At 74.0% G+C, this 15,287-nt stretch carries 14 protein-coding genes and 1 pseudogene; 6 read left to right on the forward strand and 9 right to left on the reverse strand.

What is annotated here, in order from left to right; all coding sequences use genetic code 11:
- Nucleotides 1–28: 28 nt before the first annotated feature.
- Genes A8713_RS05525 through A8713_RS05535 form a run of 3 tightly spaced genes read right to left on the reverse strand, consistent with a single transcriptional unit; the run spans nt 29 to nt 4,193 of the window.
- Nucleotides 29–433 carry a GtrA family protein gene (locus tag A8713_RS05525; protein WP_064531771.1) on the reverse strand — a complete coding sequence of 135 codons (405 nt, stop codon included), beginning with the start codon at nt 431–433 and terminating at the stop codon, nt 29–31.
- Nucleotides 433–1,383: a glycosyltransferase family 2 protein gene (locus A8713_RS05530; protein ID WP_064531773.1), complete on the reverse strand. Its 951-nt coding sequence runs from the start codon at nt 1,381–1,383 to the stop codon at nt 433–435. Before A8713_RS05530 ends, A8713_RS05525 begins: the two co-directional genes overlap by 1 nt.
- A 23-nt stretch (nt 1,384–1,406) precedes the next feature.
- The gene (locus A8713_RS05535) at nt 1,407–4,193 is read right to left on the reverse strand and encodes a YfhO family protein (RefSeq protein WP_064531775.1); all 2,787 of its coding nucleotides are present in this window, start codon (nt 4,191–4,193) and stop codon (nt 1,407–1,409) included.
- Between the two features lie 212 nt (nt 4,194–4,405).
- On the opposite strand from A8713_RS05535, the gene A8713_RS05540 reads away from it, so the two are divergent.
- The 3 genes and pseudogenes from A8713_RS05540 to A8713_RS05550 form a co-directional block, all read left to right on the forward strand.
- A complete protein-coding gene (locus tag A8713_RS05540) occupies nt 4,406–4,831 on the forward strand; it encodes a MerR family transcriptional regulator (RefSeq protein WP_064531777.1) in 426 nt (141 codons plus the stop codon).
- Nucleotides 4,828–5,271 (forward strand): carboxymuconolactone decarboxylase family protein, encoded by a 444-nt coding sequence (locus A8713_RS05545; RefSeq protein ID WP_064531779.1) that lies wholly within the window; start codon nt 4,828–4,830, stop codon nt 5,269–5,271. Before A8713_RS05540 ends, A8713_RS05545 begins: the two co-directional genes overlap by 4 nt.
- Before the next feature lie 50 nt (nt 5,272–5,321).
- Nucleotides 5,322–5,756: pseudogene (locus tag A8713_RS05550) on the forward strand (DUF6314 family protein); the annotation flags it as partial.
- A 123-nt stretch (nt 5,757–5,879) separates the two neighbouring features.
- Here A8713_RS05550 and A8713_RS05555 read toward each other — a convergent pair.
- Nucleotides 5,880–6,317, reverse strand: a complete 438-nt coding sequence (locus A8713_RS05555; protein ID WP_064531783.1) for a GNAT family N-acetyltransferase — start codon at nt 6,315–6,317, stop codon at nt 5,880–5,882.
- A 129-nt stretch (nt 6,318–6,446) separates the two neighbouring features.
- Entirely contained in the window at nt 6,447–7,892 is a 1,446-nt protein-coding gene (locus A8713_RS05560) for an aminotransferase-like domain-containing protein (protein ID WP_064531785.1), read from the reverse strand.
- Here A8713_RS05560 and A8713_RS05565 point away from each other — a divergent pair.
- Nucleotides 7,891–8,823 (forward strand): DMT family transporter, encoded by a 933-nt coding sequence (locus A8713_RS05565; RefSeq protein ID WP_064531787.1) that lies wholly within the window; start codon nt 7,891–7,893, stop codon nt 8,821–8,823. The genes A8713_RS05560 and A8713_RS05565 overlap by 2 nt on opposite strands.
- A gap of 106 nt (nt 8,824–8,929) precedes the next feature.
- Nucleotides 8,930–9,133: a DUF1918 domain-containing protein gene (locus A8713_RS05570; protein WP_064531789.1), complete on the forward strand. Its 204-nt coding sequence runs from the start codon at nt 8,930–8,932 to the stop codon at nt 9,131–9,133.
- Nucleotides 9,134–9,274: 141 nt separating this feature from the next.
- Here A8713_RS05570 and A8713_RS05575 read toward each other — a convergent pair whose 3' ends face one another.
- Nucleotides 9,275–10,525 carry a glycoside hydrolase family 10 protein gene (locus tag A8713_RS05575; RefSeq protein WP_064531791.1) on the reverse strand — a complete coding sequence of 417 codons (1,251 nt, stop codon included), beginning with the start codon at nt 10,523–10,525 and terminating at the stop codon, nt 9,275–9,277.
- A gap of 175 nt (nt 10,526–10,700) precedes the next feature.
- Between A8713_RS05575 and A8713_RS05580 the strand changes: the two genes are divergently transcribed.
- Nucleotides 10,701–11,561, forward strand: coding sequence for a 3-hydroxybutyryl-CoA dehydrogenase (locus A8713_RS05580; RefSeq protein WP_018570297.1), 861 nt, complete (start codon nt 10,701–10,703; stop codon nt 11,559–11,561).
- Between the two features lie 85 nt (nt 11,562–11,646).
- On the opposite strand, the gene A8713_RS05585 is transcribed toward A8713_RS05580, so the two are convergent.
- The 3 genes from A8713_RS05585 to A8713_RS05595 form a co-directional block, all read right to left on the reverse strand.
- Nucleotides 11,647–12,177 carry an NUDIX hydrolase gene (locus A8713_RS05585; RefSeq protein WP_079158846.1) on the reverse strand — a complete coding sequence of 177 codons (531 nt, stop codon included), beginning with the start codon at nt 12,175–12,177 and terminating at the stop codon, nt 11,647–11,649.
- A gap of 102 nt (nt 12,178–12,279) precedes the next feature.
- Nucleotides 12,280–13,641, reverse strand: coding sequence for a hypothetical protein (locus A8713_RS05590; RefSeq protein ID WP_064531799.1), 1,362 nt, complete (start codon nt 13,639–13,641; stop codon nt 12,280–12,282).
- Nucleotides 13,642–13,896: 255 nt separating this feature from the next.
- The gene (locus tag A8713_RS05595; protein WP_237305308.1) at nt 13,897–14,799 is read right to left on the reverse strand and encodes a PP2C family protein-serine/threonine phosphatase; all 903 of its coding nucleotides are present in this window, start codon (nt 14,797–14,799) and stop codon (nt 13,897–13,899) included.
- Nucleotides 14,800–15,287 lie beyond the last annotated feature (488 nt).

Here is a 15,287-nt window from a genome sequence, read left to right on the forward strand (position 1 = left end):
TGGCATGACTATACGTAGCGCTGCACGTTTATGCAATCCGGCCTTCCCGGACCGGGTCCCCCTTGGGAAGCATGATCCACCGGGAGACGACGAAGGTCACCGGGATCGCCGCCGCCGAGGCGAGCAGCGGGGCGAACCTGCTCCCGGCGTGCAGCACGTCGACGATCACATAGACCCCCACCGTGGTGATCACGAAATTGGCGGCGTTGGTGAGCGGGAACAGCAGGAATTTCCGCCAGGTCGGCCGGGTGCGATAAGTGAAACGCGCGTTCAGGAAGAAAGAACCGATCATGCTGAGGAAGAACGCCAGGACATGCGCGAGGAGATAAGGAAGACGTGTGAGGAACAACAGATAGAGAATGTAGTACGTCGCCGTGTTCAGGACGCCGACCACGGCGAAAGTGACGATCTGCCTCGCCATCGGGTTACGCATCAGGGAATGAGATCCTTCGTCCGCTCCACGTTGCTCTCCTTCACCAGGAAGTGCGGGCGGCCCTTGACCTCGTAGTAGATGCGGCCGGTGTACTCCCCGATGACCCCCAGCATGACCATCTGCACGCCCGCGAGCGCCGTGACGGCCGTGATGATGGTGACATAGCCCGGGGTCTGCACGCCGTTGACGAGCGCCGCGCCCACGATCCACGCGGTGTAGAGCCCGGCGCACAGCAGCAGCCACATACCCAGGTGCAGCGCGGCGCGCAGCGGCCTGTTGTTGAACGAGAGCAGCCCGTCCAGACCGTAGTTCAGCAGCGACTTCAGCGTCCAGGAGCTGCTGCCGTGCTCGCGCACCGCGTTCTCGTACTCGAAGGTGGTGGTGGGGAAGCCCACCCAGGCGAACAGGCCCTTGGAGAAGCGGTTGTACTCGGTCAGCCCCAGCACCGCGTCCACCACGCGCCGCGACAGCAGCCGGAAGTCGCCCACGCCGTCCTTGAGTTCCACGTCGACCAGGCGGTTGACCAGCCGGTAGTACAGGCGCGCGGTGAGGGTGCGGGTGACCCGGTCGCCCTTCCGGCTGCGCCGGGCCAGGACCTGGTCGTAGCCCTGACCGCGCAGTTCGACCATGCGGTGGATCAGCTCCGGCGGGTGCTGGAGGTCGGCGTCCATGACGACCACCGAGTCCCCCGTGGCGTGGCGCAGGCCCGCCAGCAGGGCGGCCTCCTTGCCGAAGTTGCGGCTGAAGGAGACGTAGCGCACCCGCGGGTCGGCGGCGGCCAGTTGCTGGAGCAGCGGGAGCGTGCGGTCGCGGCTGCCGTCGTCGACGTACACGAACTCCATGTCGTGGCCGAGCGGCAGCAGGTCGTCGGCGACCTGCTGGACGGCCTCGTGGAAGCGTTCGATGACGTCTTCCTCGTTGTAGCAGGGTGCGACGATCGAGATGAGCATGTTCTCCCCCCGGGAGGACGGCGTCACAGAGCGCTGGTCGCGCGCTCGCGCGGGTGGGTGGACGTTCGGGACGGGTCGGGGCGGCCGGGAAGCCGCCTGCGGCGGACGGCGCCGAGGACGCCCAGAAGGGCCAGGACCAGCAGCGAGGCACCGCCGACGGCGGCCCCCAGTCGCAGGCCGGGTGGATGGAAGGTGCAGGTGAGGCTGGTCGCGGAGCCGTCCAGCGGCACGGCGATCAGGCCGTAGTACTGCTCGGCGGGCACCGCGGCCCTCCCGCCTGCGGCGCACCGCCAGCCGGCGATCCGGGGCACCGCGACGACGGCGGTGCCGGTGCTGCCGGCCGGGAGCCGGGCGTGCAGCGTGCCGCCGGAGACGCTCACCTCGCTCGCGCCGGTGGCCTTGAGACGCCGCACGGCGGCGGCCAGCCGGGCGGTGTCCAGGCAGCCGACCGCGCCGTCCGGGACCGTTCCGTTCCCCTCGACGGTCAGGTCGATCCGGAACCGCCCGCCGGCCGGAACCGTGCCGAGCCGCTGCATGGCGGCGATCTTCGCGGCGGTCGCCGTGAAGCGCGCGACGGGGCGCCGACCGCCCGGCGGGCCGCCGGCCAGTCGCGCGGTGCCCGAGAAGTGCGGTGCCCACAGATACGCCTCGCTGCCCGCGGGACAGCGGCCCGTGATCGTCGGGACACCCGCCGGGACGCCGGTGTGCGGCTTCCTGAGGACCACTCCGAGAAGGCCGTCCCCGGCGCGCGGGGGCTGCCTGCCGTCCCCGGTGCGTACGGTGACGGACGGCACGGTGTAGACCTCGGCGCCCAGCAGGACCTCCTGGTTGCGGTAGGGCGACGGGCCGAGGGCGGACACCTTGGGTTCGGCTGCCGGGACGCCGGTGCCGGAGGGGCGGACGGTGACCAGCGGGGGCACGTCCTGCCGGGTGACCGTCACCGGGGCGCGGTCCCTCGGGTTCCAGCGCTGGTGCTGGTCCGGCGGTGAGTGCAGTCTCGCCCCGATGGAGAAGAGGGCGTCCGTGACGGGGTTGTCCAGGCTCTGCACGCTCCGGCCGCGGGAGGTCATGCCGTCGCCGAGGGCGGCCAGCAGGCGGCTGAGGACGTCCGCGGTCATGCTGCTGTAGTACTGGGCGCCCTGGCCGCCGACCATCAGCGGATCGTTGCCCACGGTCTGTTCCCGGCCCGGGTCGGTGCGATAGCGCGGCCAGCCGTCGACGCGGGCGACCGCCTCGGACTGCTGCCGCTGCCGGGCCCCCCAGGGGGCGTAGTCGTCCATCCGGTCGAGCCGGAGCCGGGTGTCCACGGCCGAGGTGGCCGCGGCCTCGCCGAACTGCGCCCCTACCAGCAGCACCACCGCGGCGCCCGCGAGCAGGCCGCGGCGACGGCGCCGGTCGGCGGGTGCCGGGCCGTCCGGCGAGGCGGGCGGGTGCGTGTCCGGCGCGGCGGGGGGCGGCGAGACGGGCGGGTGCGTGTCCGGCGCGGCGGGGGGCGGCGAGACGGGCGGGGGCGCGTCGGGCGCCTGTGTCCGCCCCGCCCGGCCGAGCAGATACAGGCCGCCCAGGGCGGCGGCGGCCGTGACACCCAGGACCGGCCAGACGTAGGGGCGGATCAGGCCGCTGCCGCTCGCCACCGCGGCGATCAGCGCGAGCAGGACGGCGGCGGCGCCCAGCGCCCGCGGACCGGGCACACCGCGGGCGAGGCTGTGCCAGGCCGCGATCACCAGCAGCCCGCACAGGACGAACGACTGGCGGTAGGGGCTGCCGTTCGGCGTGGAGAAGGCGTGCCAGGCCAGATGGGTCGGCGTCCACTGCATGGACAGCAGCACGGCGACCACCAGCAGGCTCCACCCGGCACGCACCCGCTGGGGCACCCCCCGGTGGAAGGGCAGGGCGAGGGCGAGCAGCAGGGTCAGGGTGCCGACGTAGAGGGCGGGGGTGCTGAAGGCGTACGTGGTCGGCATCAGGCGGGCCAGCACGTCCTCGGCGGCCGCCGGACGGAACTGCCGCTCGGTGCCCGGGAAGGCGTGCTTGGTGCCGAAGTAGACCACCGTCACCAGCGGTGCGGCCAGGCCGACGCCGAGGGCCACGGTCGCCGCCGCCCGCCCCAGCACCGCCGGTGCGCGCCGGCGCCATGACCCGGCGAGCCACAGCCGCAGCAGCAGCACCAGAGCGGCGCCGAGCGTGGCCATGTAGGCGGTGTAGAAGTTGGCGATCCAGGCGAGCGCCACGATCAGCACGCCCAGCGGCCCGCGCCGGCCGCTCAGCGCCCACTCCCCCACCAGGCACAGCAGCGGCAGCGCGATCAGACCGTCGAGCCACATCGGGTTGTAGGAGCCGTCCGCCAGGGACCAGCCGCACAGGGCGTACGCGGCACCCATCAGGCCCGCCCCCCACCAGCGGCCGGGACGCAGCCGCAGCAGCAGCCAGGCCATGGCCGCGCCGGCGGTCGCCGTCTTCAGCACGGTGATCACGTACACCGCGAGATCGATCTCGTCCCTCGGGAACACCGCGACGAGCAGGGCGAACGGACTGCCGAGGTACGTCCCGAGGTCGGGCAGGAAGCTGGAGCCGAAACCCGACTGCCAGTTGAGGAACAGGCCGCCGTCGGCCCGCCCGTGCAGCAGGTCCCAGAGGTGGGCGTGGAAGGGCACGTACTGGTTGCCCAGGTCGTTGACCTCCCGTGTGCGGGGGCCGAACGGATAACTGCGGGCGAGGACATCGGCGGCGCAGAGCACGGCGACGGTGATTGCCGCGGCGAGGAATGCGGCAGCCTGCCGCGGCTTGCCCCGCAGAGTCGGGCGGTTCATTCTCGACAGGCTCCCAGGAATTCCGCATGCGTTGTTTCTCGGCCAGGTACCGCTCTCCGCACCCCGCTGTTCCGCCGTCTTAGACGATTGCTCTCCCGGGTCGGTTGTACGGCCGAGGTAAAAGACTTTCCTGAACTCCCCCGATCCCAGTGGTGAATTTTCGGTAAGAGGTCGCTTGACCTGGAGCGCACTCCAGGTTCTACGGTTCTTCCATGACCAGCGGACAGCCCGCCCCGGCGGGACGGGGAACGACTCTGACCATCGCCCAGGTCGCCGAGCGCACGGGCCTCTCGCACGACACCCTGCGCTACTACGAGCGGGCCGGCCTGATCGAGCGGGTCGGCCGCACCACCGGCAACCAGCGGCGGTACGAGGCGGCGGACCTGGCCTGGCTGGAGTTTCTGCTGCGGCTGCGCGAGACGGGCATGTCGATCGCCGACATGCAGCGCTTCGCGACGCTGCGGGCCCAGGGCGACGCGACGGTGCCCGAGCGGCTGGCGATGCTGCGCGAGCACCGCGTCGGCCTGGCCGACCGCATCCGGGCGCTGCGGCGCAACGCCCACACGCTGGACGACAAGATCGATCACTATGAACGGCTGCTGCACGAGCGGCGGACGGGGACGGAAGAGCGGACATGAGCGAGAACACCACCCGGGACCAGCGCTTCGCCCACGGCCTGGAGGTGCTGCGGAGCGTCGACGGCGAGGCGGGACAGCGGGTCATCGACTCGCTCGCCGACATCAGCCCCGAGCTGGGCCACCAGATCGTCTCCTGGGGCTTCGGCGAGATGTACGCCCGCGAGGAACTGGCGCCGCGCGACCGGCAGTTGGTGACGCTGGGCATGCTGACCGCGCTCGGCGGCTGCGAGCCCCAGTTGGAGGTGCATGTGAACGCGGCCCTGAACGTGGGCCTCACTCCGGAGCAGATCGTCGAGGCGATGCTGCACGCGGCCGGCTACTGCGGCTTCCCCAAGTCCCTCAACGCCACCTTGGTGGCCAAGAAGGTCTTCGCCGAGCGGGGGCTGCTGCCGCTCGGCGAGGGGCGGTCGGGACCGGCGTCCGCCCCTGCCGCATCCTGAAGGGGATGACTCGGGCGGAGCGCGGCGGCGCGCGGACGGAGGCGGGGACGATGGGCGAGTACTGGCCGGTGCCGGACGCGCTGGCCTACCTGGCCGGACGGTGGCGGGTCGAGCGGTCGGTGCGCGACCTGACCACCGGCGACGAGGGCGTCTTCACCGGGATGACCGACTTCGGTCCGCTGGAGGGCGGCGGGCTGCTGCACCACGAGTCGGGCACCTTCGAGTGGCGGGGCACGGGCCGCCCCGCCGAGCGCACCCTGCGCTTCCTGCCCGGCACCGCACCGGGCGGCGCGGACGTGCGGTTCGCGGACGGGCGGCCCTTCCACGACCTGGACCTGACCCTGGGCCGGTACGTCGCCGACCATCCCTGCTCGGCGGACCTCTACCGGGGCGAGTTCACCGTCCGGGACGCCGACCACTGGCGCACGGTGTGGCGGGTGGGCGGCCCGGCGAAGGACCTGGTGCTCACCACCGACTACACCCGGTGCCCGGACGGGCCGGGCGGGCCGGGCGGGCCGGGCGGGCCGGGCGGCTCGGGCGGGCCGGCAGGCCCCGACGGCTCGGCCACCCGGGCCGCTCCGGGCGCGGGCGCGGACTGAGGGCGCCGGTCAGCCCAGGGCGAGCGCCATCCACTGACCGGGCCGCTCCAGCGGCCGGAAGCCGAGCTTCTCGTACACGCCGTGCGCGTCGTCCGTGGCCAGCACGATCCGGCGCACCCCGAGGGGCCGCAGGTGCTCGCGCACGGCGGCGACGAGCGCGCTGCCGAGGCCCTTGCCGCGCACGGCCGGATCGACGTACACGTCGCACAGCCAGGCGAAGGTCGTCAGGTCGGTGACGACCCGGGCGTAGCCGACCTGCTCGCCGCGGGCCGTGTCGAACACCCCGAAGTTCAGGGACCCCGCGATGGCCCGGTCCTGTGTCTCGCGCGGGCGGCCGAGCGCCCAGTACGCGTCCGTGGAGAGCCAGCGGTGCACCCGGGCGGCATCGATGCGGGCGGGGTCGGTGGAGATCTCGTAGCCGTCGGCCGGCCGTGGGATGTCGGTCATGGCGGGAGGCTGCCAGGCCGGGCCCTCGGGTGTCGAGCGGGTTTCACGGCACCCGGGTACGGGCGCGGTTCCTCCCCGGACCGGCTTCGGTACCGCTTCCGTGCCGTTTCGGTACCGCCTGCCCGTTGCTCAGCCGAGCACTTCGGAGCAGGCGCTCCGCAGGCGGCGTACTCCCTCGGCGATCTCGGCGCTCCCGCCGACCGCGGCGAAGCTCAGCCGGGCGTGCCCGGCCGGGGGTTCGGCGCAGAAGTAGGGGCGGCCCGGGGTGAAGGCGACGCCCGCCCGCAGCGCGGCGGCGGTCAGGGCGGTCTCGTCCGCGCCGTCCGGCAGGCGCGGCCACAGGTGGTAGCCGCCGGACGGGACGTGGTCGAGGGCCAGTTCGGGCAGGTGCAGCCGCAGTGCGCTCACCATGGTGTCCCGGCGGACACGCAACTCGGCGGACAGCGCCCGCAGATGGCGCGGCCAGGCGGGCGAGCCGACCAGTTCGAGGGCCGCCTCCTGGAGCGGCCGGGGCACGAAGAAGGCGTCGACCACCTGGATCGCGCGCAGCCGTTCCAGGACCGGGCCGCGCGCGGCCAGCGCGCTCACCCGGAAGCTGGGCGAGGTCGCCTTGGTCAGCGAGGCGACGTGCACCACCACGCCGTCCGGGTCGTCGGCGGCCAGCGGGGGCGGCGGCGGTCCGGCGTCCTCGTGCACCAGATGCCGTACGAAGTCGTCCTCGACGACGAAGGCGCCGGCCGCGCGGGCGGTCCGCAGCACCGCCGCGCGCCGGTCCCGGGCGAGCACCGCGCCGGTGGGGTTCTGGAACAGCGGCTGGCAGACGAAGACCCGCGCGCCGCTCGCCCGGAACGCGTCGGCCAGCAGTTCGGGGCGCACCCCGTCGGCGTCCACCGGCACCGGGACGGGCCGCAGCCCCGCCGACCGGGCGATGGCCAGCATGCCCGGATAGGTCGGCGACTCCACCAGCACCGGCGCGCCGGGCGGCGCCAGGGCGCGCAGGGCGGTGGTGAGCGCCGACTGCCCGCCCGCCGCGATCAGGATCTCGGCCGCGGTGACCGTGCCGCCGGGGCCGCCGATGCTCCGCGCGAACCACTCGCGCAGCTCGGGAAGGCCCTCCAGCGGGGGCCGTCCCCACGCGCCGGGGCGGCGGCCCGCGCGGGCGAGCGCGGCGGCCATGGCCCGCTCGGGCTGGAGCGAGGGATGCGGATAGCCGCCGCTGAACTCGATCACGCCGGGCGGCGGCACGGCGAGCGTGGCGGTCACCCCGGAGGCGTCCACCGTGCGCGGTACGAGGTCGGCGGCGCCGTCCGCGCTGAGCGCGACGGCCTGCCAGGAGGTGTCCCCGACGGCGGCGGGGGCGGCCGGCCGCGCGGCGCGGAACGCACCGGCGCCGGGACGGGTGACGACCAGGCCCTCGGCCGCCAGTCGCGCCAGGGCGCGGGAGACGGTCACCGGGCTCACCCGGTAGCGCTCCACGAGGGCTCTGCTGGACGGGAGCTTTCCACCGGGCGAGTAGCGGTCCAGCTCCTGTCGGAGGCGTTGGGCCAGTTCCCCCACACTGTTACGCTCATGCATGGAAGCACAGAGTAGCGCTACCGCGCGCGGCCGGATAGCGGTCGACGGCCAGGCCGCTTCGCCGGCCTCCTCCGGGCCCCGGTCCGGTCTCCTTCAGGCGGGCCTCGGCGTCGTCGCCTTCTCGCTCACCTTCCCGGCCACCGCGTGGGGCCTTGAGGGCTTCGGGCCGTGGTCGCTGGTGGCCGTGCGCAGCGTGCTCGCCGCGCTCGTCGCGGGCGGCTGCCTGCTCGCGACGGGAGTGCCGCTGCCGGCGCGCCGCCACTGGTTCGGCCTCGCGGTGGTGGGCGCCGGGGTCGTCCTCGGCTTCCCGCTGCTGACCACGCTGGCCCTGCGGACGTCGACGACGGCGCACGCGGCGGTCGTCGTGGGCCTGCTCCCGCTCACCACGGCGCTGCTGTCGGCCCTGCGGGTCGGCGCCCGGCCCTCGCGGACGTTCTGGGCGGCGGCGCTGGCGGGCGCGGCGGCCGTGGTCGCCTTCACCGTGCAGCAGAGCGGCGGCGCGCTGTCGGCCGCCGACGGGTATCTGTTCGCGGCGCTGCTGGTGTGTGCGGCGGGCTACACCGAGGGCGGGCGGCTGGCCCGGATCATGCCGGGCTGGCAGGTGATCGGCTGGGCGCTGGTGCTGTGCCTGCCGGTGACCGTGCCGGGGGCCGCGCTGGCGCTGGCGTACGAGCCGGTGCGGCTGGGGGCGCACGCGGTGGCCGGGCTGCTGTGGGTGACGCTGGGCTCGCAGTTCTTCGGTCTTGTCGTCTGGTACCGGGGCATGGCGGCCATCGGCATCCCCAAGGCCAGCCAGTTGCAGCTGGCCCAGCCGCTGCTCACACTGGTGTGGTCGGTGCTGCTGCTCGGCGAGCATCTGACGCCGGCCGCACCGCTGACGGCCGCCGCCGTGCTCGTGTGCATCGCCGTCACCCAGCGGGCGCGCGGCTGACCGGGCCGCACCGGTGCCGGTCGCACACCAGGTTCCCGCCGCGCTCCGCGCCGTAGACTCGGGAACGAGGACCGCAGCTCCCCCGCATGGTGAGGAGGCCCCGCAGATGCGCGCAGCCAAAGGCGACCAGCTCGTGCAGCACGGCCGGGTGGTCGGCCAGCACGACCAGGTCAGCGAAGTGGTCGAAGTGATGGGCACGGAGGGCAGCCCGCCCTATCGCGTCCGGTTCGAGGACGGGCACGAGGCCGTGATGTCACCGGGCCCCGACTGCCAGATCCGTCATCACGAGGAACACCGGCACCAGCAGTAGCACGAGCGGCATCCGACGCGGATCCGCCGCGAGAGCCCGGCGCCCGGACGCGGTCCGCCGCGACCGGGTCCTGGGCGGACTCGAATCCGGGCGGAATCCGGGCGGACTCGGGTCCCGACAGTCCCGTCGGACGGCCCCGGCTCACTGCGGGGGCCGCGCCGACTGCCGGTAGTGGCCGGCGACGACCCGCGCCATCGCCCCGGCCGGGTCGGCGGCGACCTCCTTGGCGGAGAAGAACACATGCCCGCGCACCTGCGGGTACTTCTTCGCCAGGGTGAGGTGCCGGGACAGCTCGTCCGGGTCCCGCCAGGCGGCGCCCTGACTCGCGTCCCCCTCCTTGTACAGCGCCTCGCCCACGTACAGCTGGGTGCGGCTGCCCCGCGCCACCTCGGCCCACCAGGGCACCAGCGCGGCGTAGTCGGCGGCGCTCTGGCCGATGTTCCAGTACAGCTGCGGGACGATGTAGTCGATCCAGCCCTCGCGCACCCACCGCCGGGTGTCCGCGTACAGGTCGTCGTACGTCTGGACGCCCGCCTTGGTCGCCGAACCGCGGGCGTCCGTCGAGGCGTTGCGCCACACCCCGAACGGGCTGATCCCGAACGCGGTACCGGGCCTGGTCCGGGCGACGCCGGACGCCATCTCCCGCACCAGCCGGTCGATGTTGTCGCGCCGCCAGGCGGCCCTGCTCGCGAAGCCGCCGCCGTGGCGCGCGTACGCGGCGGCGTCGTCGAAGGTCCGCCCGGCCACCGGGTACGGGTAGAAGTAGTCGTCGAAGTGGACGCCGTCGACGGGGTAGCGGCGGACCGCGTCGAGCATCGCCTCCTGCACGAAGGCCCGCACCTCGGGCAGCCCCGGGTTGTAGTAGAGCTTCCCGCCGTAGGGCACCGTCCAGCCGGGGTGCTTGCGGGCCGGGTGGGAGGCGGCGAGCCGGGACGGGTCCTCCTCCAGCGCCACCCGGTACGGGTTGAACCAGACGTGCAGCCGAAGTCCCCGCGCGTGCGCCTCCGTGACCGCGGTGCCCAGCGGGTCCCAGCCGGGGTCCTTGCCCTGGGTGCCGGTGAGGAACCGCGACCAGGGCTCGTAGGGCGAGGGCCACAGCGCGTCGGCGGCGGGCCGCGCCTGGAAGATCACGGTGTTGAGCCGGCGGCGCACCGCCGCGTCGAGCAGCGCGGTCAGCTCGCCGCGCTGGCGGGCCACGGTCAGTCCGGTGCGCGAGGGCCAGTCCCGGTTGGCCACGGTCGCCAGCCACATGCCGCGCATCTCGGTGGTGCCGTGCCCGCCGCGGGCGCCCGCGGGCGTGCCGGGCGGCTGGGGCGCCGCCGTCGCGCCCGGCGACACCGCCAGCGTCGACAGGGCGGCCACGGTGAACGCCCTCCGTGTCACTCGGCCCATCCGGAAACCCCCAGTACGCCGTGGATCCGCGCCGTCACGGACCGTGCACCGGGACAGCATGCACGACCCGGCCCGCCGATCGGCGGCACGACGGGGGTAACGTGCTCGATCGGAGCAGGCACCGCACACATGGGCCGCCTGCCACACGCCGAAGATCAGCAGCGAAAGGGACGATGTGACCGACATCGAACGCGTCGGAGTGGTGGGCTGCGGCCAGATGGGTGCGGGCATCGCCGAGGTGTGCGCACGGGCCGGCCTGGACGTGAAGGTCGCCGAGACCACCGGCGAGGCCCTGGAGATCGGCCGGACCCGGCTGTTCAACTCCCTGGCCAAGGCGGCCGAGCGCGGCAAGATCAGCGAGGAGGAGCGGGACGCCACCCAGGCGCGCCTCTCCTTCACCACCGACCTCGGCGAGTTCGCCGACCGCGATCTGGTGATCGAGGCCGTGGTGGAGAACGAGCAGGTCAAGACCGAGATCTTCCAGGTCCTCGACCAGGTGGTGACCCGCCCGGACGCGATCCTGGCGTCCAACACCTCATCGATCCCGCTGGTCAAGCTGGCGGTCGCCACCGCCCGCCCGGACCACGTCATCGGCATCCACTTCTTCAACCCGGCCCCCGTGCAGCAGCTGGTCGAGCTGATCCCGGCGCTCACCACCTCCGAGGGCACCCTGAGCCGGGCGCAGCTGTTCACCGAGAAGGTGCTCGGCAAACACGCGATCCGCGCCCAGGACCGCTCCGGCTTCGTGGTCAACGCGCTGCTGATCCCCTACCTGCTCTCCGCGATCCGGATGTTCGAGTCGGGCATCGCCAGCCGCGAGGACATCGACAACGGCATGGAGCTGGGCTGCGCCCACCCGATGGGCCCGCTGAAGCTGTCCGACCTGATCGGCCTGGACACGGTCGCCTCCGTCGCGTACTCGATGTACGAGGAGTACAAGGAGCCCCTGTACGCCGCTCCCCCGCTGCTCCAGCGGATGGTGGACGCGGGCCGGCTCGGACGCAAGAGCGGGTCGGGGTTCTACACCTACGGCTGACGTACGTACCTCTGCGGCGGGGCGGCACGAGAGCCGCGGGGCCGAGTGCGGGCCCGGCGCCGGGATGGCGCCGGGCCCGTGGCGTTCAGCCGCCCGCGCGGTGGTGCAGCAGGAGCAGCGCGGCGGCCATGCCGGCGGCCGGGACCTCGCCGCGGGCGATCAGGTCGGGGACGAGTTTCAGCGGGACCCATTCGCGGCGCTCGGACTCGAAGGCGTCCACCGGCTCTCCGGTGTACTCGCCCTCGTCGGACCAGTAGATGTGGTGCCGGGCGTCGGTGAGGCCGTTGGACGGTTCGACGGTCATCAGGTGGTGCAGGCGGCCCGGCCGCCAGCCGGTCTCCTCCTCCAGTTCCCGGGCGGCGGCGCGGGCGATGTCCTCGCCGTCCTCGACGACGCCCGCCGCGAGTTCCCAGCCCCAGCTGTCGGTGATGAAGCGGTGGCGCCACAGGAGCAGGACCTCGCCCGCCTCGTTCACCACGGTGGCGGCGGCGACGGGCCGCAGCCGTATCAGGAAGTGGTCGAGGTGCCGGCCGTCCGGCAGCGCCACATCCGCGAGGTTGACGCTGAACCAGCGGTTTTCATACACCGTTTGTTCGTTCTCTTTCGTCCACTGCACGGTTCTGCCACCTTCCGTCGGGTCAGTGGCAATATCGCAGCCGGGCTCCTACGGCAGGCAGGCGCACGGCGAGCCGCGCGCGGAGCAGCGGCGGGCGCAGGGTCAGCGGGCCGTGACCCCGGTGGACAGGGGCACGCGCAGCGCCCCGTCGATGAGTTCGGCCGCCTCAGCGGTGCCCGCGCAGCCGCTGCGCAGCAGATGCTCGCGCACCGCCCGCAGCCGGTCCCGCAGCCGCTGGGACTCCATCCCGCGGGCCTGCTCGGTCATCAGCACCGCCGTCGCCACCGCCTTGTCCGCGTCCCCGCGGCGCAGTTCGACCGTGCTCAGCATGGCGAGCCGGTGCACCCGGCCCCGGTCGTGCGCCGGGTTGTGCACGGCCGCCGCCGCGTGCTCCTCGGCGGCGGCCAGCTCCCCGAGGCTGAGCAGCGCCTCCGCCACCTGCACATTGACCAGGCCGGGCTGGACATAGCCGGTCTCGTCGGGTTCGTGCCCGCGCCGGATGCGTTCGGCGGCCTGTTCGGCGCGGGCGATGCAGGACAGCGCGCCGCCGCCGTCCCCGAGGTGGGCGTACGCCTTGGCCTGCATCGCGTGGAGGTCGGAGGCGAGGGCAGGTGTGATGTGCCGGCCCGCCGTGCGCAGCGCCGCCTCGGCGAAGGCGACGGCCTGCCGGTACTCCGTCATGAACAGCGCCTGATTGACCAGCAGCGCTATCACGTACGCGCCCAGGCCCCGGTCCCCGCTGGCCTTGGCCAGGCGCAGCGCCTGGTGGAAGTAGCGCTGGGCCAGGCCGTGCGCGTCGGAGTCGTAGGCGCAGATGCCCGCGACGGCCACCAGACCGCCGGTGGCCCGGTGCAGCAGGCGGCCGGTGGCGTCGGTGTAGCCGCCGCGCAGCAGCGGGGCCGCCTCCGCGGTGAGGAAGCCCACGATCCGGCCGTGCGTCGCCACCCCGCCGGTCTTGCGGTACATCTGCTCGTAGTGCGCGCGGGCCGCGCGCAGCATCTCGATGTCGGCCGCGGTGACCCGGTGCCGGCCGCCCCGGGAGACGTCCCTGTCCTCGGGCGGGTTCTCCCACTCCCACACCGGCATCACCGCGGGGGTGCCGGTGACGGCGGGTGCGCCCAGGAGGTGCGGGCGCCGCCGCTCGTCACAGCGCCACAGGGCGGTGGCCCGCTCGACGAAGCCGGACAGGGAGGCGCCGGGCGCGGCGGACGGCTCGCCGGGCACGCCCAGGCCGATGTCGTCGAGGGTGACGGTGCGGTGCAGCCGGGCGGCCAGCACCTCGCAGATCAGGTCGGGCACCTGGCCCCGGGGCCGCTGGCCCTTCAGCCAGCGCGCCACGGCGGTGTGTTCGTAGCGGAGCGCGAGACCGCGCGCCCGGCCGGCCTGGTTGACGTGCGCGGCAAGACCGGCGTGCGAGACGCCCGCCTCGTCGAGGATCGCGTCGAGCAGTGTGTTGGGCTGCATGTCGGCCCCCCGGGTGGCTCGGTGCGGACAGCGTAGTGCGCGGCGGTTCACACGGGGTGTGAACGGAGTACGCGCATCCGCACGGTGCGCGCGCTGTCGCTCGGCGTGGGCGGCCGGTTGACTGAGATGCCTCGTCAAGAGGCCGGCCGGGCCGCCGCCTCCCCCTCGTACAGTGCGGCGGCCCGCCACACGCCGCCCGCCCCGCCGTCTGCCCGGCACTCCGAGGCGGGGCGGGCGGCGGCCGACGGCGCGGCGCTACGGCGGAGTCGTACCGCTTCCGTCGCCCCGGCCGTTGCGGATCACGAGGACGGCCGCGTCGTCCGCGGGGCGGGGGCCGGTGTGACCGAGCAGCCGGGTGAAGACGGCCCGCAGCAGCACGGGCGCCGGGAGCGGGCCGAGGCGGGCGGTCTGCGCGAGCACCGCCCGCAGCGGGAAGAACCGGCCCCGGGCGTCCCGGGCGTCCGCCACACCGTCGGTGTGCAGGAGCAGGGTCTCGCCGGGCCGCAGCGGGCCGAGGTCCGCCGCGGGCAGCGCGGCCGGCAGCGGGAACAGGCCCAGCGGCGGCAGCGGTTCGGCCCGGGACACGGGCTCGGCCGCCGTCCCGCTCAGCCGGTACGGCCACGGGTGCCCGCAGTTGAGGGCGCGCAGGGAGCCGTCCTCGGCGATCTCCATCAGGAGGACGGTGACGAAGTCCTCGGCGGCCGGCCGGCGCGGATCGTCCCGGTCGCGCCGGTGGCGGGCCAGCGCCCGGTCCAGGCGGCGCAGCACCCCGTCGAGGTCGGGTTCGTCGTGGGCGGCCTCGCGGAAGCTGCCGAGCACGATGGCGGCGGTGCCGAGGGCGGCGAGGCCGTGGCCGCGGACGTCGCCCATGACCAGGCGTACGCCGTGCTCGGTGGCGCTCACCTCGTACAGGTCGCCGCCGACGGCCGCGCCCCGGTCCGCGGAGAGCTGGGCCGCCGCCACGTCGAGCCCGGCGATCCGGGGCGGCAGGGGGCGCAGCAGCGCGCTCTGCGCGGCACCCGCGACCGCGCGCGCCTGGCGCAGCTCGCGCAGCATGGTCCGCCGGGCGTGCAGGAAGAGGCCGGTGCAGGTGCCCACGGCCAGGAAGACGGCGCCGGAGCGCACCCCGCGCGGAGAGCCAGCCCTGATGCGGATCATGACCATGGCCCCCCAAGAGGCGCTGACAGCGCGGACCGGCCCCGAGGGGGCCGGTCCGATTCTGTCGATCTCGAAAGGGTGCAGGGCCGGATCACCGGCCCTGCCACCCGAACGAGTGAGCCGGGGCTTAGGGCCTGTCGTCAAATTCCCGTCGTCCGCCCGGAGGGCGGGCCTCGCGGCGTCAGGTGCGTGCTCTGGGGGGCCCCTGCTCGAAGAGCTTGGGGGAGTGCCGGGCCCTGACCCGCGTACTGGACGTACTCGGGTCTGGGCCCGGTGCGGCGAGTGGGGGTCCCCCCTGCTCGAAGAGCTTGGGGGAGCGTGCATGGCGTCGCGAGGCAGGCGGGAATTTGACGAGAGGTCCTAGGACCAATGCCGGTGACTTAAGTTCTGTCCTGCCGTGTGATGGTGACGGTGTCCGGCGCGGGGGGTGTCCAGTTGGAATGCTCGGCCCGTTTGAGCGGCCAGTTGGACATCTTGCGTTTGATCAC

Source organism: Streptomyces sp. SAT1 (assembly GCF_001654495.1).
GTDB lineage: Bacteria > Actinomycetota > Actinomycetes > Streptomycetales > Streptomycetaceae > Streptomyces > Streptomyces andamanensis.

Coding starts and splice junctions, on each gene's coding strand:
- A8713_RS05530 (WP_064531773.1), bottom strand. CDS start 1,383: ATGCTCATCTCGATCGTCGCACCCTGCTACAACGAGGAAGACGTCATC.
- A8713_RS05595 (WP_237305308.1), bottom strand. CDS start 14,799: ATGATCCGCATCAGGGCTGGCTCTCCGCGCGGGGTGCGCTCCGGCGCC.
- A8713_RS05555 (WP_064531783.1), bottom strand. CDS start 6,317: ATGACCGACATCCCACGGCCGGCCGACGGCTACGAGATCTCCACCGAC.
- A8713_RS05570 (WP_064531789.1), top strand. CDS start 8,930: ATGCGCGCAGCCAAAGGCGACCAGCTCGTGCAGCACGGCCGGGTGGTC.
- A8713_RS05535 (WP_064531775.1), bottom strand. CDS start 4,193: ATGAACCGCCCGACTCTGCGGGGCAAGCCGCGGCAGGCTGCCGCATTC.
- A8713_RS05545 (WP_064531779.1), top strand. CDS start 4,828: ATGAGCGAGAACACCACCCGGGACCAGCGCTTCGCCCACGGCCTGGAG.
- A8713_RS05540 (WP_064531777.1), top strand. CDS start 4,406: ATGACCAGCGGACAGCCCGCCCCGGCGGGACGGGGAACGACTCTGACC.
- A8713_RS05565 (WP_064531787.1), top strand. CDS start 7,891: ATGGAAGCACAGAGTAGCGCTACCGCGCGCGGCCGGATAGCGGTCGAC.
- A8713_RS05525 (WP_064531771.1), bottom strand. CDS start 433: ATGCGTAACCCGATGGCGAGGCAGATCGTCACTTTCGCCGTGGTCGGC.
- A8713_RS05590 (WP_064531799.1), bottom strand. CDS start 13,641: ATGCAGCCCAACACACTGCTCGACGCGATCCTCGACGAGGCGGGCGTC.
- A8713_RS05560 (WP_064531785.1), bottom strand. CDS start 7,892: ATGCATGAGCGTAACAGTGTGGGGGAACTGGCCCAACGCCTCCGACAG.
- A8713_RS05575 (WP_064531791.1), bottom strand. CDS start 10,525: ATGGGCCGAGTGACACGGAGGGCGTTCACCGTGGCCGCCCTGTCGACG.